Annotated in this window: 22 protein-coding genes; 12 read left to right on the top strand and 10 right to left on the bottom strand. The window is 68.8% G+C overall.

The window, feature by feature from the left end; translation table 11 throughout:
• Nucleotides 1–19: 19 nt before the first annotated feature.
• Nucleotides 20–490, bottom strand: coding sequence for a Mut7-C RNAse domain-containing protein (locus AC6RUA_RS10430; protein ID WP_499812951.1), 471 nt, complete (start codon nt 488–490; stop codon nt 20–22).
• A complete protein-coding gene (polX, locus tag AC6RUA_RS10435; RefSeq protein WP_499812952.1) occupies nt 487–2,232 on the bottom strand; it encodes a DNA polymerase/3'-5' exonuclease PolX in 1,746 nt (581 codons plus the stop codon). The genes AC6RUA_RS10430 and polX overlap by 4 nt, the downstream gene beginning before the upstream one ends.
• 129 nt (nt 2,233–2,361) lie before the next feature.
• Between polX and AC6RUA_RS10440 the strand changes: the two genes are divergently transcribed.
• Nucleotides 2,362–2,544, top strand: coding sequence for a hypothetical protein (locus AC6RUA_RS10440; protein WP_499812953.1), 183 nt, complete (start codon nt 2,362–2,364; stop codon nt 2,542–2,544).
• A gap of 43 nt (nt 2,545–2,587) precedes the next feature.
• On the opposite strand, the gene AC6RUA_RS10445 is transcribed toward AC6RUA_RS10440, so the two are convergent.
• Nucleotides 2,588–3,028 (bottom strand): DUF5788 family protein, encoded by a 441-nt coding sequence (locus tag AC6RUA_RS10445; RefSeq protein WP_499812954.1) that lies wholly within the window; start codon nt 3,026–3,028, stop codon nt 2,588–2,590.
• 720 nt (nt 3,029–3,748) lie between these two features.
• Between AC6RUA_RS10445 and AC6RUA_RS10450 the strand changes: the two genes are divergently transcribed.
• From AC6RUA_RS10450 to acs, 5 genes are all read left to right on the top strand, one after another.
• The gene (locus AC6RUA_RS10450; RefSeq protein WP_499812955.1) at nt 3,749–4,903 is read left to right on the top strand and encodes an eCIS core domain-containing protein; all 1,155 of its coding nucleotides are present in this window, start codon (nt 3,749–3,751) and stop codon (nt 4,901–4,903) included.
• A 102-nt stretch (nt 4,904–5,005) separates the two neighbouring features.
• Nucleotides 5,006–6,709, top strand: a complete 1,704-nt coding sequence (locus AC6RUA_RS10455) for an acyl-CoA mutase large subunit family protein (RefSeq protein WP_499812956.1) — start codon at nt 5,006–5,008, stop codon at nt 6,707–6,709.
• 75 nt (nt 6,710–6,784) lie between these two features.
• On the top strand, nt 6,785–7,060 hold the full coding sequence (locus AC6RUA_RS10460; RefSeq protein ID WP_499815437.1) for a winged helix-turn-helix domain-containing protein: 276 nt from the start codon (nt 6,785–6,787) through the stop codon (nt 7,058–7,060).
• 79 nt (nt 7,061–7,139) lie between these two features.
• Nucleotides 7,140–7,442, top strand: a complete 303-nt coding sequence (locus AC6RUA_RS10465) for a DUF8036 family membrane protein (RefSeq protein WP_499812957.1) — start codon at nt 7,140–7,142, stop codon at nt 7,440–7,442.
• A gap of 135 nt (nt 7,443–7,577) precedes the next feature.
• Nucleotides 7,578–9,566, top strand: coding sequence for an acetate--CoA ligase (acs, locus tag AC6RUA_RS10470; protein ID WP_499812958.1), 1,989 nt, complete (start codon nt 7,578–7,580; stop codon nt 9,564–9,566).
• 54 nt (nt 9,567–9,620) lie between these two features.
• On the opposite strand, the gene AC6RUA_RS10475 is transcribed toward acs, so the two are convergent.
• Complete coding sequence (locus AC6RUA_RS10475) at nt 9,621–10,376, bottom strand: GNAT family N-acetyltransferase (RefSeq protein WP_499812959.1); 756 nt, start codon at nt 10,374–10,376, stop codon at nt 9,621–9,623.
• Nucleotides 10,377–10,466: 90 nt separating this feature from the next.
• On the opposite strand from AC6RUA_RS10475, the gene AC6RUA_RS10480 reads away from it, so the two are divergent.
• Nucleotides 10,467–11,141: a haloacid dehalogenase type II gene (locus AC6RUA_RS10480; RefSeq protein ID WP_499812960.1), complete on the top strand. Its 675-nt coding sequence runs from the start codon at nt 10,467–10,469 to the stop codon at nt 11,139–11,141.
• A 72-nt stretch (nt 11,142–11,213) separates the two neighbouring features.
• The gene (locus tag AC6RUA_RS10485) at nt 11,214–11,915 is read left to right on the top strand and encodes a thioredoxin family protein (RefSeq protein ID WP_499812961.1); all 702 of its coding nucleotides are present in this window, start codon (nt 11,214–11,216) and stop codon (nt 11,913–11,915) included.
• 58 nt (nt 11,916–11,973) lie between these two features.
• On the opposite strand, the gene AC6RUA_RS10490 is transcribed toward AC6RUA_RS10485, so the two are convergent.
• On the bottom strand, nt 11,974–12,255 hold the full coding sequence (locus tag AC6RUA_RS10490) for a DUF7520 family protein (RefSeq protein ID WP_499812962.1): 282 nt from the start codon (nt 12,253–12,255) through the stop codon (nt 11,974–11,976).
• Between the two features lie 26 nt (nt 12,256–12,281).
• Between AC6RUA_RS10490 and AC6RUA_RS10495 the strand changes: the two genes are divergently transcribed.
• Nucleotides 12,282–12,446: a hypothetical protein gene (locus AC6RUA_RS10495; protein ID WP_499812963.1), complete on the top strand. Its 165-nt coding sequence runs from the start codon at nt 12,282–12,284 to the stop codon at nt 12,444–12,446.
• 114 nt (nt 12,447–12,560) lie between these two features.
• Here AC6RUA_RS10495 and AC6RUA_RS10500 read toward each other — a convergent pair whose 3' ends face one another.
• The 4 genes from AC6RUA_RS10500 to AC6RUA_RS10515 form a co-directional block, all read right to left on the bottom strand.
• Nucleotides 12,561–14,309: a cbb3-type cytochrome c oxidase subunit I gene (locus AC6RUA_RS10500; protein WP_499815438.1), complete on the bottom strand. Its 1,749-nt coding sequence runs from the start codon at nt 14,307–14,309 to the stop codon at nt 12,561–12,563.
• 95 nt (nt 14,310–14,404) lie between these two features.
• Nucleotides 14,405–14,923, bottom strand: coding sequence for a DUF6684 family protein (locus AC6RUA_RS10505; protein ID WP_499812964.1), 519 nt, complete (start codon nt 14,921–14,923; stop codon nt 14,405–14,407).
• A 62-nt stretch (nt 14,924–14,985) separates the two neighbouring features.
• Nucleotides 14,986–15,363: a DUF7541 family protein gene (locus tag AC6RUA_RS10510; RefSeq protein ID WP_499812965.1), complete on the bottom strand. Its 378-nt coding sequence runs from the start codon at nt 15,361–15,363 to the stop codon at nt 14,986–14,988.
• A 53-nt stretch (nt 15,364–15,416) separates the two neighbouring features.
• Nucleotides 15,417–15,620, bottom strand: coding sequence for a VNG_1110C family protein (locus tag AC6RUA_RS10515; RefSeq protein WP_499812966.1), 204 nt, complete (start codon nt 15,618–15,620; stop codon nt 15,417–15,419).
• A 190-nt stretch (nt 15,621–15,810) separates the two neighbouring features.
• On the opposite strand from AC6RUA_RS10515, the gene AC6RUA_RS10520 reads away from it, so the two are divergent.
• On the top strand, nt 15,811–16,920 hold the full coding sequence (locus AC6RUA_RS10520; protein ID WP_499812967.1) for an OBG GTPase family GTP-binding protein: 1,110 nt from the start codon (nt 15,811–15,813) through the stop codon (nt 16,918–16,920).
• A complete protein-coding gene (locus AC6RUA_RS10525; protein WP_499812968.1) occupies nt 16,917–17,354 on the top strand; it encodes a DUF8050 family protein in 438 nt (145 codons plus the stop codon). Before AC6RUA_RS10520 ends, AC6RUA_RS10525 begins: the two co-directional genes overlap by 4 nt.
• 28 nt (nt 17,355–17,382) lie before the next feature.
• On the opposite strand, the gene AC6RUA_RS10530 is transcribed toward AC6RUA_RS10525, so the two are convergent.
• Nucleotides 17,383–17,850, bottom strand: coding sequence for a hypothetical protein (locus AC6RUA_RS10530; protein ID WP_499812969.1), 468 nt, complete (start codon nt 17,848–17,850; stop codon nt 17,383–17,385).
• A 163-nt stretch (nt 17,851–18,013) separates the two neighbouring features.
• On the opposite strand from AC6RUA_RS10530, the gene AC6RUA_RS10535 reads away from it, so the two are divergent.
• Complete coding sequence (locus AC6RUA_RS10535) at nt 18,014–18,769, top strand: VOC family protein (protein ID WP_499812970.1); 756 nt, start codon at nt 18,014–18,016, stop codon at nt 18,767–18,769.
• The last annotated feature ends 194 nt before the right edge of the window (nt 18,770–18,963 follow it).

Below are 18,963 nucleotides of genomic sequence, written 5' to 3' on the forward strand. Positions count from 1 at the left end.
CGTTCGGCGTACGGCTCGCTCACAGCGCTCGCAGCCGCGCCCGCACGTCCGCCCAGTGGCTCCCCCGCCAGAAGCACTGTCCGCAGTCGCGACACCGCCACACGGGTCGCTGGTCGGGGGCGTACTCCGGGCGCGGCTCCCCGGAGTCGACGCGCGCGAGCGGGCCGTTGCACGCGCCACAGCGCGTCGGCCGGTCCGCGGGCGTCAGGTCGAAGCCGGCGTCGCGGAGTTCCCGTAACTGGTCCTCCACCGCTCGGTCGGTCACGAGTACCGCCCCCGGCGTGGACGCGGCGAGGCTCCGGTCGCGCGTGAGGAGCCGGCGTCCCTCCTCGGCCGCGAGCGTCCGCAGGCGGCCGTCGGCTTCGACCCCCCGGTCGAGCGCGTACGCCGCGTCGTAGCCGCACATCCGGAGGTACGTCGCCAGTTTCCCGAGCATCGCGTCGAGCAGGAGCGGGTCGCGCTCCGGCGTCACCGCGCGCTCGTCCGTCATCGGCCGTCGAGGAACACCCGGACGCCGTCGGCGTCGCGCGCGTTGAGCACGTCGGCCGGCTCTGCCCACCCGCGTCGGGCGGTGTGGACGCCGTACCGGACGTAGTCGAACTCCGCGGGCGAGTGGGCGTCGGTGTTGACGACTACCGTCGCGCCCGCCTCGACGGCGGCGCGGACGGCCTCGCCGTGCATGTCGAGACGCGCGGGGTTCGCGTTCACCTCCAGCGCCGTCCCGGCGGCCGCGGCGGCGTCGGCCAGCCGTCCGAAGTCCACGTCGAGGCCCGGCCGCTCGTTGATGAGCCGGCCCGTCGGGTGACCGAGCACGTCCACCTCCGGGTGTTCGACCGCCCGAATCAGCCGGTCGGTCCCCTCTCCCTGCCCGAGCGCGGCGTGTGGAGAGGCGACGACCAGGTCCAACTCCGCCAGCAGGTCGTCGTCCGTGGTCACGTCGCCGTCGGCGTCGACGTTCGCCTCCACCCCGTGGAACACCTCGATGTCGGCGTCCGCGCGGACGGTCTCGACCTCCTCCATCTGCTCGCGCACCTCGGCGTCCGAGAGGCCCGTGTTCCCGAACACGCCCGGCCCGGCGGCGTGGTCGCTGACGCAGTGGTAGTCGTACCCGTGTTCGGCCGCGGCCGCGACCATCTCCGCTATCGTGTTCTTCCCGTCGGACCACTCCGTGTGGGTGTGGAGGTCGCCGCGGATGGCTTCCTCGTTCAGAAGCTCCGGAAGTCTCCCCTCGTCGGCGGCCTCGATTTCACCCGAGTCCTGCCGAATCTCCGGGGCGAACACCGGCAGGTCGAGCGGTTCGTACATCTCCTCCTCGGTCGCGCCGCCGAGGCGCTCGCCCGCCCGCTGGTCGGCGTCCGGGTCCTCGACGCCCGAGACGTCGAAGATGCCGTACTCGTTCAGCTTCAGTCCCCGGTCGATGGCGCGGTTGCGTACCGCGAGGTTGTGCGCCTTCGACCCGGTGAAGTACTGGAGCGCCGCGCCGAACTCCTCGGGGACGACGACGCGGAGGTCGACACGGACGCCGCCCGCGCGGACGCTCGCCTTCTGCTCGCCGGCCTCGATGACGTCGTCGGCCGCGGGCCACTCGGCGAACGCGTCGACGACGGCCCCGTCGGTCTCGCTCGCGACGAGGACGTCCACGTCGCCGATGGTGTCGCGCCACCGGCGGATGGACCCGGCGACCTCCGCGCGGTCGACCGCGTCCACGCCCCGGAGGTGCGCGAGCGCGTCGTCCGCCAGCGGGAGCGCGTCGCCAAGCCGCTGGCGCTCGCCCGCCCGCTGGGCGAACGAGACGTTCTCGCGGATGTTCTCCTCGGTCTTCGAGCCGAACCCCTTCACCTCGCGGATGCGACCCGCCTCGGCGGCGTCTCGCAACTCCTCGAGCGTGGTGACGCCGAGTTCCTCGTACAGTTTCCCCACCGTCTTCGGGCCGACCCCCTCGACGCGCGTGAGCGCGGCCATGTCGACCGGGAGCGCCTCGCGGAGGTCCTCCAGTTCGGCTATCTCGCCGGTCTCGACGTACTCCACGATTTTCGCGGCGATGGCGTCGCCGACGCGGTCGATCTCCGCGACCGTCTCCTCCCCCTCGGCCGCGAGGTCCTCGACGGCGCGGGGGTACTCGCGGACGTTCTCGGCCGCCCGACGGTACGCGTTCGGCTTGTACTCCTCGCCCCGTGCCTCCAGCAGGTCGGCGTACTCCTCCAGCAGGGCGGCGACCTCGGCGTTCCTCATCGGTCGCTCCGAGGGCCGCCGTCGACTTAGAACGGTCGGACCACGGTGTCGCGGCCCGATTCGGGCCGTCCGCCCGCTCGTCGGCTGGCGACCGTTCTACGTTAATATCTCTGCGAGCGAATCTCTCGCGTGAATTCACGACTGAACGGCCACGTCGGCTCTCGCGACCTGCCCGTCGAACTCTGGTGTCCACACTGCCGGCGGCGCCGGTCGCTCGGGGACATGGCGAACGCGCTCCCCACCGACGACCCGCTCGTGGTGATGGAGTGTCCCGGCTGCGGGGCCGTCCTCGACATCGGACCGACGTCGTGACCGCTCCGGTCGGCTGGCTCCGAGCGGTCGCTCCGCTCTCTCCCTAGAGGCCACCCCGACGACCACCGCCGTCGTCGCGTCCGAGCGCCTTCTTCAGGAAGCTCATCCAGCGCTTCTGGTCCATCGCCTCCTGCCGGGAGGCCTCCTCTTCGATGCTCGCGGGCCGAAGCTGTTCGAGCGCGTCGAGCGCCCGGTCGATGCCGATGATGCTCTCGGCCAGCCGTTCGCCCGCCTCGAAGCTCACCTCGTTCTCCTCGATGCGCCGCAGGCGCTCGCGCCGCTCGCGCCGGAGGTTCCGTTTCGCCCGCTCGACGCGCTCGCGCTCGCCCTCGGGGACGGTGTCGCGGCGCTTGATCTCGAAGACGAACTCCCGGAGGTCGATCTCCTCGCCCTGCACCTCGATGCGGTCGGGGATGTCCGCGCCGATGGTCGCGCCCTCCTTGTTGACGCGTTCCAGGAGCTGTTTGCGCTGGTACTCTCTCACTGGGTCCGAAGTAGGCGCGTCGTCGTCTTTGCTCCTTCGCCGGCGACCACCCGCCCTTTCCGGTCAGAACGTCGCCGGTCCGAGTCAACAGTTAATATCTGTCCCGTCGTACACTGAAATAGTAGCATCCGCGGTGCCCGCTCGGACGGTGGCTTCCACCGGAGTCGAGCGGTCGTACGACCGGGCGCGCTACGTATCCGTATGACGACCCTGGCTCGGATGGCAGTGCGGGAGAAGCAGACGAACGAAGCCGAGCGTACGTCGCCCCGGTCCCAGCGGCTCGGCGAACGGTCCGGTTCCGGTGCGGCGGGTCACTCGATAGTGGAGATACAGCGGAGTTACGGGAACCGGGCGGTCCAGCAACTGCTGAGCGGGTCGACTCACGCTGGGGTCGACGTGGCACCGCCGAACGACGCGTACGAGCACGAGGCCGAGCGGGTAGCCGAACGAGTCGTTCGGGGACCGAGCCCGTCGGTGACCGGAGTCGGGAGTGGTGAGGTGGTCGGTGTTCGCGCCCGTTCGCTGCCGGGTCGACCCCGCTTCCTGCACGCGTCTTCCGGTCGGACCCGTGACGACCATCCCTCCTCGGAGAACCGTCTCACTCGTCGTCGCGAGACCGGACTCCGGGGACCGACTCCCGACGTCCCGAGCGGTATCTCCCCCTCGGTCAGCGAGGTGGTACAGTCACCCGGCCGACCGCTCGATTACGCGACGCGTCGCGTGGTCGAGGACCGGTTCGGTCGCGACTTCGGCCACGTCCGAATACACACAGACGCGAAGGGAGCCGAATCGGCGAGGGCCGTGAACGCACAGGCGTACACCGTCGGCTCGCACGTCGTGTTCGGTGCCGGGAACTACGCGCCCGAGACCCGGTCGGGGCGGTGGTTGCTGGCTCACGAACTCACGCACGTTCTACAGCAGGCGGGTCACGGCAGTGACGTACTCCAGCGCAGCTGTGACATCCCGATACCCCAACCGACAGGACGGGCGTGTTCCGGCCGCATCGACGTCCGGGCCGGGGAAATCTCCCTCCCGAACGTCTCCCTGTTTCACCTCTTCGTGGTGTACACCGATAGCTCCGGTACGGCGTACGGCCTGCGCGGGGGCCCGAGCGGCGCTCCCGACGGCGGTTACGGGACGATCGATACCCTCTGTGGGCTCTACCAGCCCGAATTCATCGACTACGACGAGAGCGCGCCTTCGGTCACCGTCTACGAGGGTGAAGACGCGTGCACGAAGGTCCGTACGATGAAGAGTCACCTGAACGAAATCCCCGGATGGAACGTCCCGTACTCGCCGAACGGGCCGAACAGTAACTCGGTCGTCGCTTCCATGCTGCGTCGCGCCGGACTGCCGCTGGAGAAACCGAACGTGGTCGCGCCCGGCTTCGACACGGCGCTGACCGACGTGGGGCCGGTGAGCACGCCGGGCCTCGGCGACCGGAGACACCGTCTGCTGTTCGCGATCCGCGGGAGCGAGGACTTGGCCGCCCTGGGTCTCGGCTACGACATCGACCTCTTCGAGACACACGGGATATCGTTCCCGCTCGTCCTCGGCGCGGACTACACGTTCACCTCGGGTTTCCTCGGGAGCGCGGGGCTGGGAGTGGAGGTCCCACTGGTGAACCTCCCGACCACGCCGCTCGCACCGACCCATCTGCGCCTGTCGGGCGGCGCGACTGCCGGGTTCGAGTCGAACGTCGAAACCGGCGCGCTCGACGCACTGGTCGGCGCTTACTTCCAGGCCAATCTCGGATTCGACATCAGTTCGCTACGAGTCAGCCCCTTCTACCGGTTCGACTACCTCCACAGTCTGGAGACGGAGGGTGGACGCGAGACCCACTCGGGCGGCGTCCAGTTCGGATTCGCCTTCTGACGACTCCGTCCGTCCGTCGCGCCGCCGGCCGACCAGGGCCCTCGCGAACCGCGCGCCGGGCCTACCCGAACCGTTAATGGTCGTTCCAAACAGTTCACGTCCATGTACGACGAGGACGACCTCGCGGCCATCCGCGAGGCGCGCGAGGAGTGGGAGGCCGAGACCCTCGACCCCGCGCTCGACGCGCACGGCGAGCGGAAGGACCGCTTCGCCACCGTCTCGAACCTCGAAGTCGACCGACTGTACACGCCCGAGGACGTGGCGGACCTCGACTACGAGACCGACCTCGGGTTCCCGGGCGAGGAGCCGTACACGCGCGGGCCGTACCCGACGATGTACCGCGGGCGGACGTGGACGATGCGCCAGTTCGCCGGCTTCGGCACCGCCGAGGAGACGAACGAGCGGTTCCGCTACCTCATCGACAACGGGCAGACCGGCCTCTCGACGGCGTTCGACATGCCGAGCCTGATGGGGAAGGACTCCGACGACCCGCTCGCGGACGGCGAGGTCGGCAAGGAGGGAGTCGCCGTCGACACGCTGCGCGACATGGAGATCCTGTTCGACGGTATCGACATCGGCGAGGTGTCCACGTCGTTCACCATCAACCCGAGCGCGCCCGTCGTCTACGCGATGTACGTCGCGCTCGCCGACGAGAAGGGCGTCCCGCGCGACCAGTTGCGGGGCACCTTCCAGAACGACATGCTCAAGGAGTTCATCGCACAGAAGGAGTGGGTCGTTCCCCCGGAGCCGTCGCTCGACCTGGTGACCGACACGGTCGAGTTCGCCATCGAGGAGACGCCGGGCATCTACCCCATCTCCGTCTCGGGCTACCACATCCGCGAGGCGGGGTCGACGGCGATTCAGGAGCTCGCGTTCACGCTCGCGGACGGGTTCGCGTACGTCGAGGACGCGCGCGAGCGTGGACTGGACGTCGACGAGGTGGCCCCTCAGCTGTCGTTCTTCTTCAACTCGCACAACTCCATCTTCGAGGAGGTGGCGAAGTTCCGCGCCGGGCGGCGCGTCTACGCGCGGCTCATGGACGAGTGGTACGACGCGGACGAGGCGGCGTCCAAGCGGCTGAAGTTCCACACCCAGACGGCGGGCCAGTCGCTGACGGCCCAGCAGCCGCTGAACAACGTCGTCCGCGTGACCGTTCAGGCGCTCGCGGGCGTACTCGGGGGGAGCCAGTCGCTCCACACCAACTCCTTCGACGAGGCGCTCGCGCTCCCGAGCGAGGAGGCGGTCCGGGTGGCGCTGCGCACCCAGCAGATCATCGCCGAGGAGTCGGGCGCGGCCGACTCGGTCGACCCGCTCGCGGGGTCGTTCATGGTCGAGAGCCTGACGGACGAGACGGACGAGAAGGTGACGGCGTACCTCGAGGAGATCCGCGAGATGGGCGGCGGCTCCGTCCGCGACGGCGTCCTGCGCGGCATCGAGGAGGGGTACTTCCACCGCGAGATACAGGACGCCGCCTACGAGTACCAGGAGCGCGTCGAGTCGGGCGAGGAGGTGGTCGTCGGCGTCAACCGGTACACCGTCGAGGACGACCCCGACCCGGACCTGCTCCACGTCGACGAGGAGGTCCAGGACCGACAGCGCGCCCGCCTCGCCGACGTGAAGGACGGACGGGACGACGAGGCGGTCGAGACGGCGCTCGCGGCGCTCTCCGACGCGGTGGAGGCCGACGAGAACGTGATGCCGTCCGTCGTCGACGCGGTGAAGACGTACGCCACGATGGGCGAGATCATGGACGTGTTCGAGTCCGAGTTCGGCACCTACCGCGAGACGGTCGGACTCTCGTCGTGACCCCGGCGTGCGACGCGACGCGGGCCGTCGGTTCCCGGTGGACTTACCTGCCTGGTGGGTGTGTACCGGGTGACGATGGACGGGGTGTTGTGGTACGTGCTCACCGGAACCCGGGGCGGAGCCAATCGGGTTCGCATCCTCCGTGCCATCGACGAGCGCCCGCGGAACGCGAACAAACTCGCGGACGCGCTCGAACTGGACTACACGACGGTCCGACACCACCTCGACGTCCTCTGTGACAACGGGGTTCTCCGGAAACAGGGGGACGACTACGGCGCGGTCTACCTGCCGACGGACCGGGCGCGACAGAACTGGGAGACGGTCGAAGAGATAATGGAGCAGATAGAATGACCGGGCACGCCGAAGTTCGGAGAGAGTTTGGAAAGGGTATAAGCGCAGCCGACGAGTACGGGGGGACGGACGAATGGCAGTGAGTACGTGGCTCTACGTGACGTGGTCGGCCGCGGCGATCAACGTCGCCCTCCTCGTGAGTCTCACGTACGTCTGGGGCCGCAACTGGCTCCAGTTCCACTCGAAGCACACGCTCGGGCTGGCCGCGTTCGCCGTCAGCCTCCTCGCGGAGAACGCCCTCGCGCTCTACCTGTTCTACTGGCACCCGCAGATCAGCGCCTGGATAGCGAACCAGGCCCCCATCGCCCACCTCGCCATCGGCGGCCTCCGTCTCATCGAACTCGTCGCGCTGGTGTTCCTCGTCTGGGTGACGTGGGACTGACCCGGCGCCCCCCCACGAGCGGTGTGGCCACCGACCGCGCCGACTCGCGTTCGCACACGGTGAAACCGCAAGCAGGCGACCCCGTGACTCGCGAGGGAGGTTTTATCACGGTCGATTCGGACTGTACAGGTGACTATGTCAGATGCTGACGGGGAACTGGAAGCGCGGCTCGAGGAACAGGAGGAGTTCGAGCCGCCGGCGGCGTTCACCGAGCAGGCCAACGTCTCCGATCCGGACGTGTACGAGGAGTTCGAGGAGAACTGGCCCGAGTGCTGGGAGGCCGCCGCGGCGATGCTCGACTGGGACGAGTCGTACGACGAGGTGCTCGACGCCTCGAACCCGCCGTTCTACCAGTGGTTCACGGACGGGAAGCTGAACGCCTCGGCCAACTGTCTCGACCGCCACCTCGACGAGCGCGGCGACGAGGCCGCTATCGAGTGGGTGGGCGAACCCACCGACGAGGAGAACGTGACGCTCACCTACGCGGAACTCCACGAGCGCGTGAACGAGTGCGCGGCCGGACTGCGCGAACTGGGCGTCGGCGAGGACGACGTCGTCACGATGTACATGCCGATGATACCCCAGCTCCCGGTGGCGATGCTGGCGTGCGCGCGCATCGGCGCCCCCCACTCGGTGGTGTTCGCGGGGTTCTCGGCGGAGGCGCTCGCCACCCGGATGAACGCGGCCGACTCCGAGTACCTCGTCACCTGCGACGGCTACTACCGCCGCGGCGACCCGCTCGACCACCTCGCGAAGGCCAACGAGGGGCTCGGCTCCGTGGACCACGACACCACCACGCTCGTCGTGGACCGCCTCGGCGACGACGGCCACGGCCACGACCTGCGCGAGAACCAACACGACTGGGACGACCTGCTGGCCGACAACGAGGGCGCGACGGTTGACCCGGTCGAACGCGACGCGGAGGACATGCTGTTCCTGATGTACACCTCGGGGACCACCGGCCAGCCGAAGGGGGTGAAACACACCACGGGCGGCTACCTCTCGTGGGTGACGTGGACCTCCCACGCGGTGCTCGACGTGAAACCCGAGGACACCTACTTCTGTGCGGCCGACATCGGCTGGATAACGGGGCACAGCTACATCGTCTACGGGCCGCTCGCGCTCGGGACGACGACGATGATGTACGAGGGGACGCCGGACTACCCCGACCGGAACCGGCTGTGGGAGATCATCGAGGAGTACGAGGCCAACCAGTTGTACACCGCGCCGACCGCCATCCGCTCGTTCATGAAGTGGGGGTCGCAGTTCCCCGACGGCCACGACCTGTCCAGCCTCCGTCTGCTCGGGACGGTCGGCGAACCGATCAACCCCCGCGCGTGGAAGTGGTACTACCAGCACGTCGGGAACGAGGAGTGCCCGGTCGTCGACACCTGGTGGCAGACGGAGACCGGCGGGATGATGGTGACGACGCTCCCCGGCATCAGCCCGATGAAACCCGGGTCGGCCGGCCCGCCGCTCCCGGGGCTGGACGTCCGCATCGTCGACACCGAGGGCGAGGAGGTCCAGCCGGGTCGCGCGGGCTACCTCACGGTGAACCGGCCGTGGCCGGGGATGCTCCGCACGCTGTACCGCAACGACGAGCGGTTCATCGAGGAGTACTGGGCGGAGTACTCCGACACCGACTCCGACGACATGGACGACTGGGTGTACTTCCCGGAGGACGGCGCGAAGATCGACGAGGACGGCTACATCACCGTCCTCGGGCGCGTCGACGACGTCATCAACGTCTCGGGGCACCGCCTCGGGACGATGGAGATCGAGAGCGCCATCGTCGGCGTCGAGGGCGTCGCCGAGGCGGCGGTCGTCGGCGGCGACCACGAGGTGAAAGGCGAGGCGGTGTACGCGTACGTCATCGTCGAGGAGGGGCAGGAGGAGTCCGACGCGTTCCGCGAGGAGATAGTCGGCGCCGTCGAGGACGCCATCGGTCCCATCGCGCGCCCGGAGGCCGTCGTGTTCACCCCCGAACTCCCGAAGACCCGCTCGGGGAAGATCATGCGTCGCCTGCTCGAGGACATCGCCAACGGGGACGACCTCGGCGACACCTCGACGCTCCGCAACCCCGACGTGGTGGAGGACATCAAGACGAAGGTCGGGAACGAGTAGTCCAGTAACCCACCGAGCGTTTTCGGTCGACGGCCGACGGTCGGCGTCAGCGGTCTAGAGGTACGCCGCGTCCCACCGGGTCGGCTTGCGCCGGTTGCCGCACGACTCGCACTCCACGCGGTCCATCGAGTCCACGCTGACCGCGAACGACTCGCAGTTGCCGCAGACGTAGCCGTGCCGCTCCGCGCGGTCGGCGTCGAAGTACGTCGCGTAGAACGGCGCGAACGACGCGCGCTCGCTCTCGTCGTACGCGACGTACACGGCCGTCCCGTCGGGGGTCGTCCGCGAGTCGACGAGCGCCCGGTCTGCGTCGCCGCCGGGGACCTTGCTGTAGGTGCGCTCGCGGAACGGTTCCCCGCCGATGTCGACGCGTCGCTCGCTCGCCGGCGAGAACCCCTCCTCCTCGTAGAACTCGGTTCCCGCCTCGTTCGCCACGAGCACGCGTCCCTCGACGCGCTCGGCCCCCCGGTCGAGCAGCGTCGACTCGGCCCGGCGGAGCAGGTCCGTCCCGATGCCGCGCCCGCGGTAGTCGGGTGCAACGTGGAGCCAGTCGATCTCGCCGACCGGGGGTTGGCCCGGGACGTAGTAGCTCTGGACGAAGCCGACCACCTCGCCGTCGTCGGCCGCGACGACGAACACGGCGTCCTCGTCGTCGAGTTCGTCGGCGAGTCCGTCCGCGCCGTACCACGTCTCGACGGCGTCGTCGATGAGGTCGGGGGAGAGCGCGTGTCCGTACGACGCGTCGAGCGACGCGCGCGCTACCTGGCGAATCTCGGGTACGTCCTCGGCCGTGGCCGCTCGCAGGTCCATGCGGTCTCTTGGTGGCGAGGAGCCTAAATCGTGCGGTCCGTTCACACGTGACAGCCGTGACGATTTGTGTTGCGGCCGCGAAGCCCCCTCATGGCCGAGACGCTCTGTTTCGACATGTACGGGACGCTGTGCGACACGAGCGCCGTGCGGGAGACGCTCGTGCGCGAACTCGACGTCTCCGAGGCGCTCGTCGCGGAACTCGACGAGACGTGGCGGCGCAAACAGCTCCAGTACTCCTACCAGACGGCGCTCATGGACGCGTACCGGCCGTTCCGGGAGGTGACTGCGGACGCGCTCGCGTACGCGCTCGACCGGTGGGGCGTCGACACGGACGAGCCGACGCGGACGACGCTGCTCGGCGCGTACGACGAACTCGACCCGTTTCCGGACGCGGTGGAGACGCTGACGCGGCTCTCGGCGGCGGGTCACACCGTGACGGTGCTCTCGAACGGCGACCCGGAGATGCTGACGACGCTCGCGGCGAACGCGGGGCTGGCGACCCACCTCGACGACGTCGTCAGCGCCGACGAGGTGTCGACGTTCAAGCCGAACCCCGCGGTGTACGAGAACGCGGCCGAGCGCGCCGGTCGGCCCATCGCGGAGTGCCGGCTCGTCTCGGGGAACGCGTGGGACGTCGCGGGCGCGAGCAACGCCGGGATGGCGACCGCGTGGGTGAACCGCGGCAACGACCCGTTCGAGCGGGTCGGCGGCGACCCCTCGCTCGAGGTCGACCGCCTCGCGGGCGTCGCGGACGAACTCGCGTGAGTCCTTCCCGGACCGACGGCGCTCGCGGGTCGCGCCGTCACACCGAAGAGCGGGGGGGCCAGTACGGGTAGTATGAGCGGCGACCCCGACGCCGACCGGACCGTACCGGACGACCCGACCGTGCTCGTCGACCGTCTGGTCGAGGCGGAGGTACTCCGCGAGCGCGCGGACGGCCAACTGGTCGTCCGGCCCGACTTCCAGCGCACTCACCAGGTGTACCTCGACACGTACCTCGACGCCGACGACGAGACGTTCCGCGGCGCCGTCGCGGACGCGTTCTGGCTGGACCCGGACGAGGCGGCCGCCCGCATCGAGGAGCACGGCGTCACGCGCGAGGAACTCGCGGCGTTTCTCGCGCTCCGGTCGTTCCTCGACGAGGAACCCGACACCGTCGACCTGGCCGTGATGGCCACCGTCGTCGCCGACGCGAACCCGCCCTCGTCCGTCCCGGACGCACTGACCGAACTCGACGACGAGGCGTACGAGCCGTACCTCGACGCCCACCCGGACGCCGTCGTCCTCGTCTGGCGGCGGAACTGCGCGCCCTGCGACGCGATGAAGGCCGAACTCGACGACGTCCTCGCCGCGCTCCCCGAGGACCACGACGTCGCCGGCATCGACGGCCAACTCTCGGGGCGGTTCCGCGAGACGTTCGAGGTGCGGGACGCGCCGTCGGTCCTCGCGTTTCGCGACGGCGAACTCGCCGAGGTGGCGGGCGGTCGCCAGCGTCCCGCCGAGGTCGCCGCGCTGGCCGAACGGGTCTACGACGCGTAGTGCGAGGTCGATTCGGCGTCCTACCGCCGGTCGACTCCTCGACTCGCTACTCGCCGGCTCACTCCTCGACCGCGTGCGGGTCGTCGACCCGGCGCGAGACGTACACCACGAGCGCGAGCGGGACGCCGAGCGCCAGCCCGACCGTCACCGTCCCGTAGAGGGCGAAGCCGAGGGGAGTCGGGGGGAGCGGGACGACGCCGAACAGGTGCGGGGCGGTGAGGTCCCTGACGAACACCCCGACCAGCGCGCCCCCGACGGCGCCGACGCCGACCAGGATGAGGTACAGCGCCACCACGAGTCGCGGCCCGTCGAACCCGCGTCTCTCGTCCCGTTGGCTCACGCCGTCGCTTGGAACGGTTCGCGAATATGGCTTCCGCTCTCGACCGGGTCGGGGACGGGAAGGGGAACGACGGGCCTTTGCCGCTCGGAACCGTCGGCCTATGTATGAGCGATAAGGACCTCCTCGGGGTCATTCTCGGGGGTATCGCGTTCCTCATGTTCGCGACCGGACTCGTCCTCGTCATCCAGTAACCGCTCGCCGTCGGAGAGGCATCGCCGACGGAGTCGGACGAGAGCGGTGGTTCGACGCCAGCGACGGGTTCTCGAGCCGGGTCGAGAGTCGGTCGGAACGCTCCCCCGGTCGGCTTACTCGTCGGTCGGTTCGGTCTCGTGACCGCCGTCGGTCGCGACCGACTCCTCCTCGCCGCCGTCCGCCAGCGCCGTCTCGCGCTTGCGGTCGAACCAGTCCCACTCGGCGGTGTTGAGGTTCTTCTCGGCGAGGTTCCACGGGTCGCCCGAGGCGACGTGGGTGCCCTCCATCCAGGAGACGGCGATGTTGTACAGCCAGACGAACCCGCCGACGAACAGGAGGAACGCGCCGACCGTGGCTATCTGGTGGAGCGTGACGAACTGCGGCAGGTAGGTCGCGTACCGCCGAGGCATGCCGCCGTAGCCGAGCAGCACCATGGCGAAGAAGGTGACGTTGGTGCCGACCATCCACAGCCAGAAGTGCGCCTTCCCGAGGCTGCGCTGGTACCAGCGGCCGGTGACGAGCGGGAACCAGTAGTAGATGCCCGCCATGCCGGCGAACGTGATGGCGCCCATCACGATGTAGTGGAAGTGTCCGACGACGTAGTACGTGTCGTGGAGCACTAGGTCGACGGGGATGGACGCGAGGAACACGCCGGTCACGCCCCCGATGATGAAGTTGGAGACGAAGCCGATGCAGAACAGCATCGGCGTGGTGAGCCGGAGCCGGCCGTTCCACATCGTCGTTATCCAGTTGAACGTCTTCACCGCGCTCGGGATGGCGATGGCCATCGAGACGGCCATGAAGCTGGCGCGCAGACGCGGGTCGATACCCGTCGAGAACATGTGGTGCGCCCAGACGCCGAACGAGAGCACGCCGATGGCGAGCGTCGAGTAGACGACGAACTTGAACCCGAACAGCTTCCGGCCGGCGAACCGCGGCAACACGTAGCTGATGATGCCCATCGGCGGGAGGACGAGGATGTACACCTCGGGGTGGCCGAAGAACCAGAACAGGTGCTGCCAGAGGATGGGGTCACCGCCGCCGACGGCGAAGAACGTCGTGCCGAAGTTCCGGTCGAGCAGCAGCATCACCAGCGCGCTCCCGAGCAGCGGGAACGCGAACAGGATGAGCCCCGACTGGGTGAGGATGGTCCACGAGAAGATGTCGAGGTTCGCCCACGTGACCTCCTCCGCGCGTTCGGTGAAGATGGTCGCGATGAAGTTGATGGCGCCCATCGTCGCCGAGACGCCGGTGAGGTGCAGTCCGAGCAGCATCAGGTCGACGCCGACGTTCGCCTGGTTCCCGTTGCCGACACCGGCCGACAGCGGGGTGTACATCGTCCACGCCGTCTGGGCTGGGATGACCTCCGGGATGGGGAAGAAGCCGGCCCAGATGAGCAGCGCTCCGGGCGGCAACAGCCAGAACGCGATGGCGTTGATGCGGGGGAACGCCATGTCGTCCGCCCCGATGATGAGCGGGACGAGGTAGTTCGCGAACGCCGCGATGATAGGCGTCCCGAACAGGAACAGCATCGTGATGCCGTGGCTCGTCAGGAGCGAGTTGTAGAACGTCGCGGAGCCGAGGAGGCTGAGCCCCGCGTCGTTGCTCGGCGTCCACAGTTCCGCACGCATCAGCATCACCATCCCGCCGCCGACGAGGAAGGCGATGACGGCGTACAGCCCGTACAGGAGGCCGATGTCCTTGTGGTCGACCGTCGTGAGCCAGCGGATGAGTCCGGCCGGCTTCTCCTCCGAGACGTAGCCGGACTCCCCGACGGTCCCCCCGGCGCCCAGCGGGGTGTACGACCGCCAGTCCTCGACCCGCGCGAGGAAGGCGGCCACGCCCACGAGGAGCGCGCCCATGAGCACCGTCAGCAGTAGTTGACCGGTGATCTGCATGCGAATCGCTCGGGGGCGGACGCACAAGAAAGATTCGGGTTGTCCGTCGGACGAAACCGCTACTGGGCGCGGCTTTCGTCGCCGCTCTCGTCCGGCTCGGCCACCGGTCCCTCGTCGGTCCCCTCGGTCGCCTCGGTCCCCTCGGTCTGCTCGCGCTCTTCGGGGGGAGTCGACTCCGCGTGCGCGGGCTCTTCTTCCTGCTCGGCGGTCGCCGACTCGTCGGTTTCCACCGTCTCCTCGGCGGGTTCATCCTCGCGGTTCTCCTCGCGCGCGTGCCGGTCGAAACTCGACCGCGCTTCCTCCCGGGTCGGTGCGTTGTCGAGCGTCGCCTGCCCCTGGAAGAACACCTCGGAGCGCTTCTCGTCGCCCGCGATGGCCTTCCCGGAGACGTACGTCAGGACGGCCAGTCCGACGAACGGCATCAGGTGGAGACCGAGCATGAGCAACAGGCCCAGCGTGTCGAGTTCGGGGAAGGGGTTCGCGAGGACGAAGACGCCGACGAAGAACAGGATAATCCCCAACGGGATGACGTTGACCGTCAAGTCGAGGAGCGTCTCCCTGTCGAAGATGGTTGCCATACTTCACCGTCGGACGGCGCGGGCAAATACCTTGTTGATTCGCCCGGCCCCCCCTCGCGCGGTCACGCCGGCAGGTCGGCGTCGAACGCGAACAGTTCGCCGCCGACGCCGACGACCAGCATGATGACTCCCGCGGCGAGCGTCGCGTACCCCCGCAGCGTCAGGCTCACCGCGGTCAGCGGTTCGGCGTACAACAGCGCGCCGCCGAGCGCCCCCGTGAGCACGGAGACGGCGACGAGCGCCCGCCACGGCGTCCGCGCGTACCCCGACTCCCGGAGCATCCCCGCGATGCTCCCGCCGAAGAGCAGCAGCCCCCCGACCGCCAGCGGCACGAGTCCGAACAGCAGTCCCAGCTCCGCGATGGGCAGCCCGAGCGCCACGAACAGCGGCCACGGACTGGCCATGCGGTACTGGTCGCTCAGCCCCGGGTTCTCGTCCATGGGGCACGTACCGGCCCGGTCCATCAAAGACTGTCGGTGTCGCCCCGGTGCGGTCAGGGGACGGTCACGCCGTGGCGCGTGAGGTACTCCGAGACGGCCTTGATCTCCACCGGACTGCCGATGATACGGCACTCGATTCCCTCGGTCGAAAAGACGGTGACGGTGAACTCCGCTTCCAGCTCGGATTTGACGCCGGCGATGGCGTCGCACGGGAGGACGATCTGCGTGCTGTCTCGGAGACGCGACGGATCCGGCATCTCGTGTGTACGCGACCCGTGACCACCACGACGTATAACCGTATCGAAGTCCCACTCGGCCGCCGTACGTCGGTATCTCGCCGGTCTCGACGCTTCGTCAGCCGGGGTACCGCACGGGAAATATGACACGTCGGGCGGGCACCGTTCGGAAGGAAAGCGTTTAGGCGGCCGCACGGCGGAGTCCGTGGTGATGGGACTGGAGGAGGAGATCGAGGACCTCCGCGAGGAGATCGCCGAGACGCCGTACAACAAGGCCACCGAGGAGCACGTCGGCCGGCTGAAGGCGAAGCTCGCGGCGAAGAAGGAGAAGCTGGAGAACCAGTCCTCCTCCGGCGGCGGTCACGGCTACGCGGTCGAGAAGACCGGCGACGCCACCGTCGCGCTCGTCGGGTTTCCCTCCGTCGGCAAGTCGACGCTCATCAACGCCGTCACCAACGCCGACAGCGAGACCGGCGAGTACGAGTTCACGACGCTGAACGTCAACCCCGGAATGTTGCAGTACCGCGGCGCGAACATCCAGATACTCGACGTACCGGGGCTCATCGAGGGCGCGGCCGGCGGGCGCGGTGGCGGGAAGGAGGTGCTGTCGGTCGTCCGGACCGCCGACCTGGTGGTGTTCATGCTGTCGGTGTTCGAGATCGACCAGTATGAGCGGCTCAAGACCGAACTGTACAACAACAAGATACGCCTCGACACCGAGCCGCCGAACATCTCCGTCCGGAAGACGCACAAGGACGGCATCCGCGTGACGATGAGCGACGACGTCTCGCTCGACGAGGCGACGGTCAAGAGCGTCCTCCGGGAACACGGGTTCGTCAACGCCCAGGTCACCATCCCGCACGACCTCACCATCGACGAACTCATCGACGGCGTGATGGACAACCGGGTGTACCTCCCCTCCATCGTCACGGTCAACAAGGCCGACCTCATCGACGAGGACTACCTGCCGACCGTCGAGGCGGACCTCCGTGACCACGGGCTCGACCCCGCGGAGGTGACGTTCATCTCCGCCGTCGAGGAGAAGGGGCTGGACGGTCTCCGCGACCGAATCTGGGACCGGCTCGGCCTGATTCGAGTGTACATGGACAAGCCGGGCCGCGGGGTCGACTACGAGGAGCCCCTCATCGTCCGGCGAGGCGACACCGTGGGCGACGCCTGCCGGAAGCTCGGCGCGAATCTCGAAGAACGCTTCAAGTTCGCCCGCGTCACCGGCGAGAGCGCCAAACACGACGAACAGCAGGTGGGGAAGGGGCACGAACTCGCCGACGAGGACGTGCTCCGTATCGTCGCCCGGAAGTGACGACCAGCCTCCCGCGGCCCGGGCGGGTCGTGGCCGCCGTCCTCCTCGCGGGTCTCGTTCCCTGGTCCGTCCAGACGTCCCCTGGGAGCCTCCCGTTCCTCCGGTTCGCGTGGGCCGGAGTGAGCCTCGAACCCGCGCCGTTCGTTCGCCTCCTTCCGACGTATCTCGGGCTGTCGGGGTCGCCGCTGCTCGGGCGGTGGCTGCTCGCGTCGACCTGCTGGCTCCTCGCGCTCGGGTCGGCGGCGCTGGGGTGGCGCGACCGGGAGAACCCCGCCGTCACCGTCGGACTGCTCGTGCTCGCGGGCCTGCTCAACGCGTCCGTGGCGCTGTCGTTCGGCGTCCAGCCGTCGCGGACGGCCTACCCAGTCGGCTCGCTCGTCCTCTGGGGCGTCGCGGCGTGGCGCTACCGGGTGGCGGTCGCGACCGACCCGTGACCCGGCCACTGCGCCGGTCCGACTCCCGTCACTCGCCGGCGCCGGCTCCCCCGGCGTCCGCCTCGGCGACGACGTCCTCGTGGTATCGGTCCTGCCGCCACACGTCCCACACCAGGTCGGTGAGCAGGTGGACGTAGAGGACCACCGCGAGGGCCAGCGCGGCGGCCCACGAGACGGCCCAGGCGGCGGCCACGGCGACCGGGGCGATGACGACGTGACTGAGGAGCCGCTGAATCGGCCACAGGTCGCCGCGGTCGAAGATACGCGACTGGTCGAGGAGTACCAGTGTGGGGTCGGCGAGACAGCGGCGCGTGTTCTCCCAGTCGCCCCGAACGAGTCTGGCGACGAGGAAGTGGTCGACGTCGATGAGCACGCCGGCCGCCGTGAGCACTCCCCACGCGACGGCCGTCTGAACGAGCGTGGTTCCCAGCGGGAGCACGGCGACGAGGACGCCGGCGACGACCGCCGAGACGACGAGGTGGTGACGCGAGTACATACACGACTGGGTCGACGACGGGTCGGAAACATCTTCCGTCCGTCGCGGACGCGAGACGAGCGTGCGGGCGACGCGCCGGCCCGATGGTGGTCGTCACACGGCGCCGTCACGTCACCCTCGATGCCGGTAGCCTTTTCGAGCGAGCGACCGACGTGCGTCCCGTATGGCGTACACGTTCGACCACGTGATGATGCGGGTAGAGGACGACGAGGCGGCGATCGACTGGTACACGGACCACCTCGACTACGAGGTGAAACACGAGATGGAGGCCGACACGTTCACCAACTACTTTCTCGCGCCCGGGGACGCCCACGACGACGGGGCGGTCCTCGAACTCACGTACAACCACGACGGCCGGTCGTACGAGGTGGGCGACGCGTGGGGGCACATCGCGGTCCGCGTCGACGACGTGTACGACGCCTACGAGGAACTGATGGACGCGGGCGTCGACGACTACCGCGACCCCGACTCCTGCGGCGGGTCGTACGCGTTCGTGAAGGACCCGGACGGTCACGAGATCGAGATCGTCGAGCGGGACTACGGCGCGCGCTGGTCCATCGACCACACGATGGTCCGCGTCGAGGACGCGACCGAGGCGCTCGGCTACTGGCTACGCACGTTCGAGTACGAACACACCGGTCGCTGGGAGGCGGACACCTTCGCGAACTACTTCATGAAACCCGAGGGGGCCGCCGCCGAGGAGATGGCGGTGGAACTCACGTACAACTACGACGGTCGGTCGTACGAGATGGGCGACGCGTGGGGGCACGTGGCCGTGCGCGTGGACGACCTAGAGGACGACTGGGAGACGGTGCTGGAACGCGAGTCGGAGGACTACCGCGACCCGGAGTCGTGCGACTACAACTACGCGTTCACGAAGGACGCCGACGGACACGAGATCGAACTCGTCACGCGGTAGGCCGTCTCCACGGCGCCGTCCGAGTTACGAGCGCGCGCGAGCGTACCGCCGCCGAATACCGGCCGAATTCACCCGTTCTCCGACCTCTCCGATTTCTTTTATCTTGTGGCGTGCTAGCACGGCTGTCCACAAAATACTTAACCCCTGTTCGGGCAAGAAGCCGTCTCCCGGCCGTTTTCGGGTGTGTGACGGGT

This window comes from Halorarum sp. SLYT50, from assembly GCF_059821265.1.

Bases quoted from the DNA above. Each gene is read 5' to 3' on its own strand.
- AC6RUA_RS10430 (WP_499812951.1), bottom strand. From the start codon at position 490: ATGACGGACGAGCGCGCGGTGACGCCGGAGCGCGACCCGCTCCTGCTC.
- polX (WP_499812952.1), bottom strand. From the start codon at position 2,232: ATGAGGAACGCCGAGGTCGCCGCCCTGCTGGAGGAGTACGCCGACCTG.
- AC6RUA_RS10455 (WP_499812956.1), top strand. From the start codon at position 5,006: ATGTACGACGAGGACGACCTCGCGGCCATCCGCGAGGCGCGCGAGGAG.
- AC6RUA_RS10460 (WP_499815437.1), top strand. From the start codon at position 6,785: ATGGACGGGGTGTTGTGGTACGTGCTCACCGGAACCCGGGGCGGAGCC.
- acs (WP_499812958.1), top strand. From the start codon at position 7,578: ATGTCAGATGCTGACGGGGAACTGGAAGCGCGGCTCGAGGAACAGGAG.
- AC6RUA_RS10475 (WP_499812959.1), bottom strand. From the start codon at position 10,376: ATGGACCTGCGAGCGGCCACGGCCGAGGACGTACCCGAGATTCGCCAG.
- AC6RUA_RS10480 (WP_499812960.1), top strand. From the start codon at position 10,467: ATGGCCGAGACGCTCTGTTTCGACATGTACGGGACGCTGTGCGACACG.
- AC6RUA_RS10485 (WP_499812961.1), top strand. From the start codon at position 11,214: ATGAGCGGCGACCCCGACGCCGACCGGACCGTACCGGACGACCCGACC.
- AC6RUA_RS10495 (WP_499812963.1), top strand. From the start codon at position 12,282: ATGGCTTCCGCTCTCGACCGGGTCGGGGACGGGAAGGGGAACGACGGG.
- AC6RUA_RS10500 (WP_499815438.1), bottom strand. From the start codon at position 14,309: ATGGGCGCGCTCCTCGTGGGCGTGGCCGCCTTCCTCGCGCGGGTCGAG.
- AC6RUA_RS10505 (WP_499812964.1), bottom strand. From the start codon at position 14,923: ATGGCAACCATCTTCGACAGGGAGACGCTCCTCGACTTGACGGTCAAC.
- AC6RUA_RS10510 (WP_499812965.1), bottom strand. From the start codon at position 15,363: ATGGACGAGAACCCGGGGCTGAGCGACCAGTACCGCATGGCCAGTCCG.
- AC6RUA_RS10515 (WP_499812966.1), bottom strand. From the start codon at position 15,620: ATGCCGGATCCGTCGCGTCTCCGAGACAGCACGCAGATCGTCCTCCCG.
- AC6RUA_RS10520 (WP_499812967.1), top strand. From the start codon at position 15,811: ATGGGACTGGAGGAGGAGATCGAGGACCTCCGCGAGGAGATCGCCGAG.
- AC6RUA_RS10530 (WP_499812969.1), bottom strand. From the start codon at position 17,850: ATGTACTCGCGTCACCACCTCGTCGTCTCGGCGGTCGTCGCCGGCGTC.
- AC6RUA_RS10535 (WP_499812970.1), top strand. From the start codon at position 18,014: ATGGCGTACACGTTCGACCACGTGATGATGCGGGTAGAGGACGACGAG.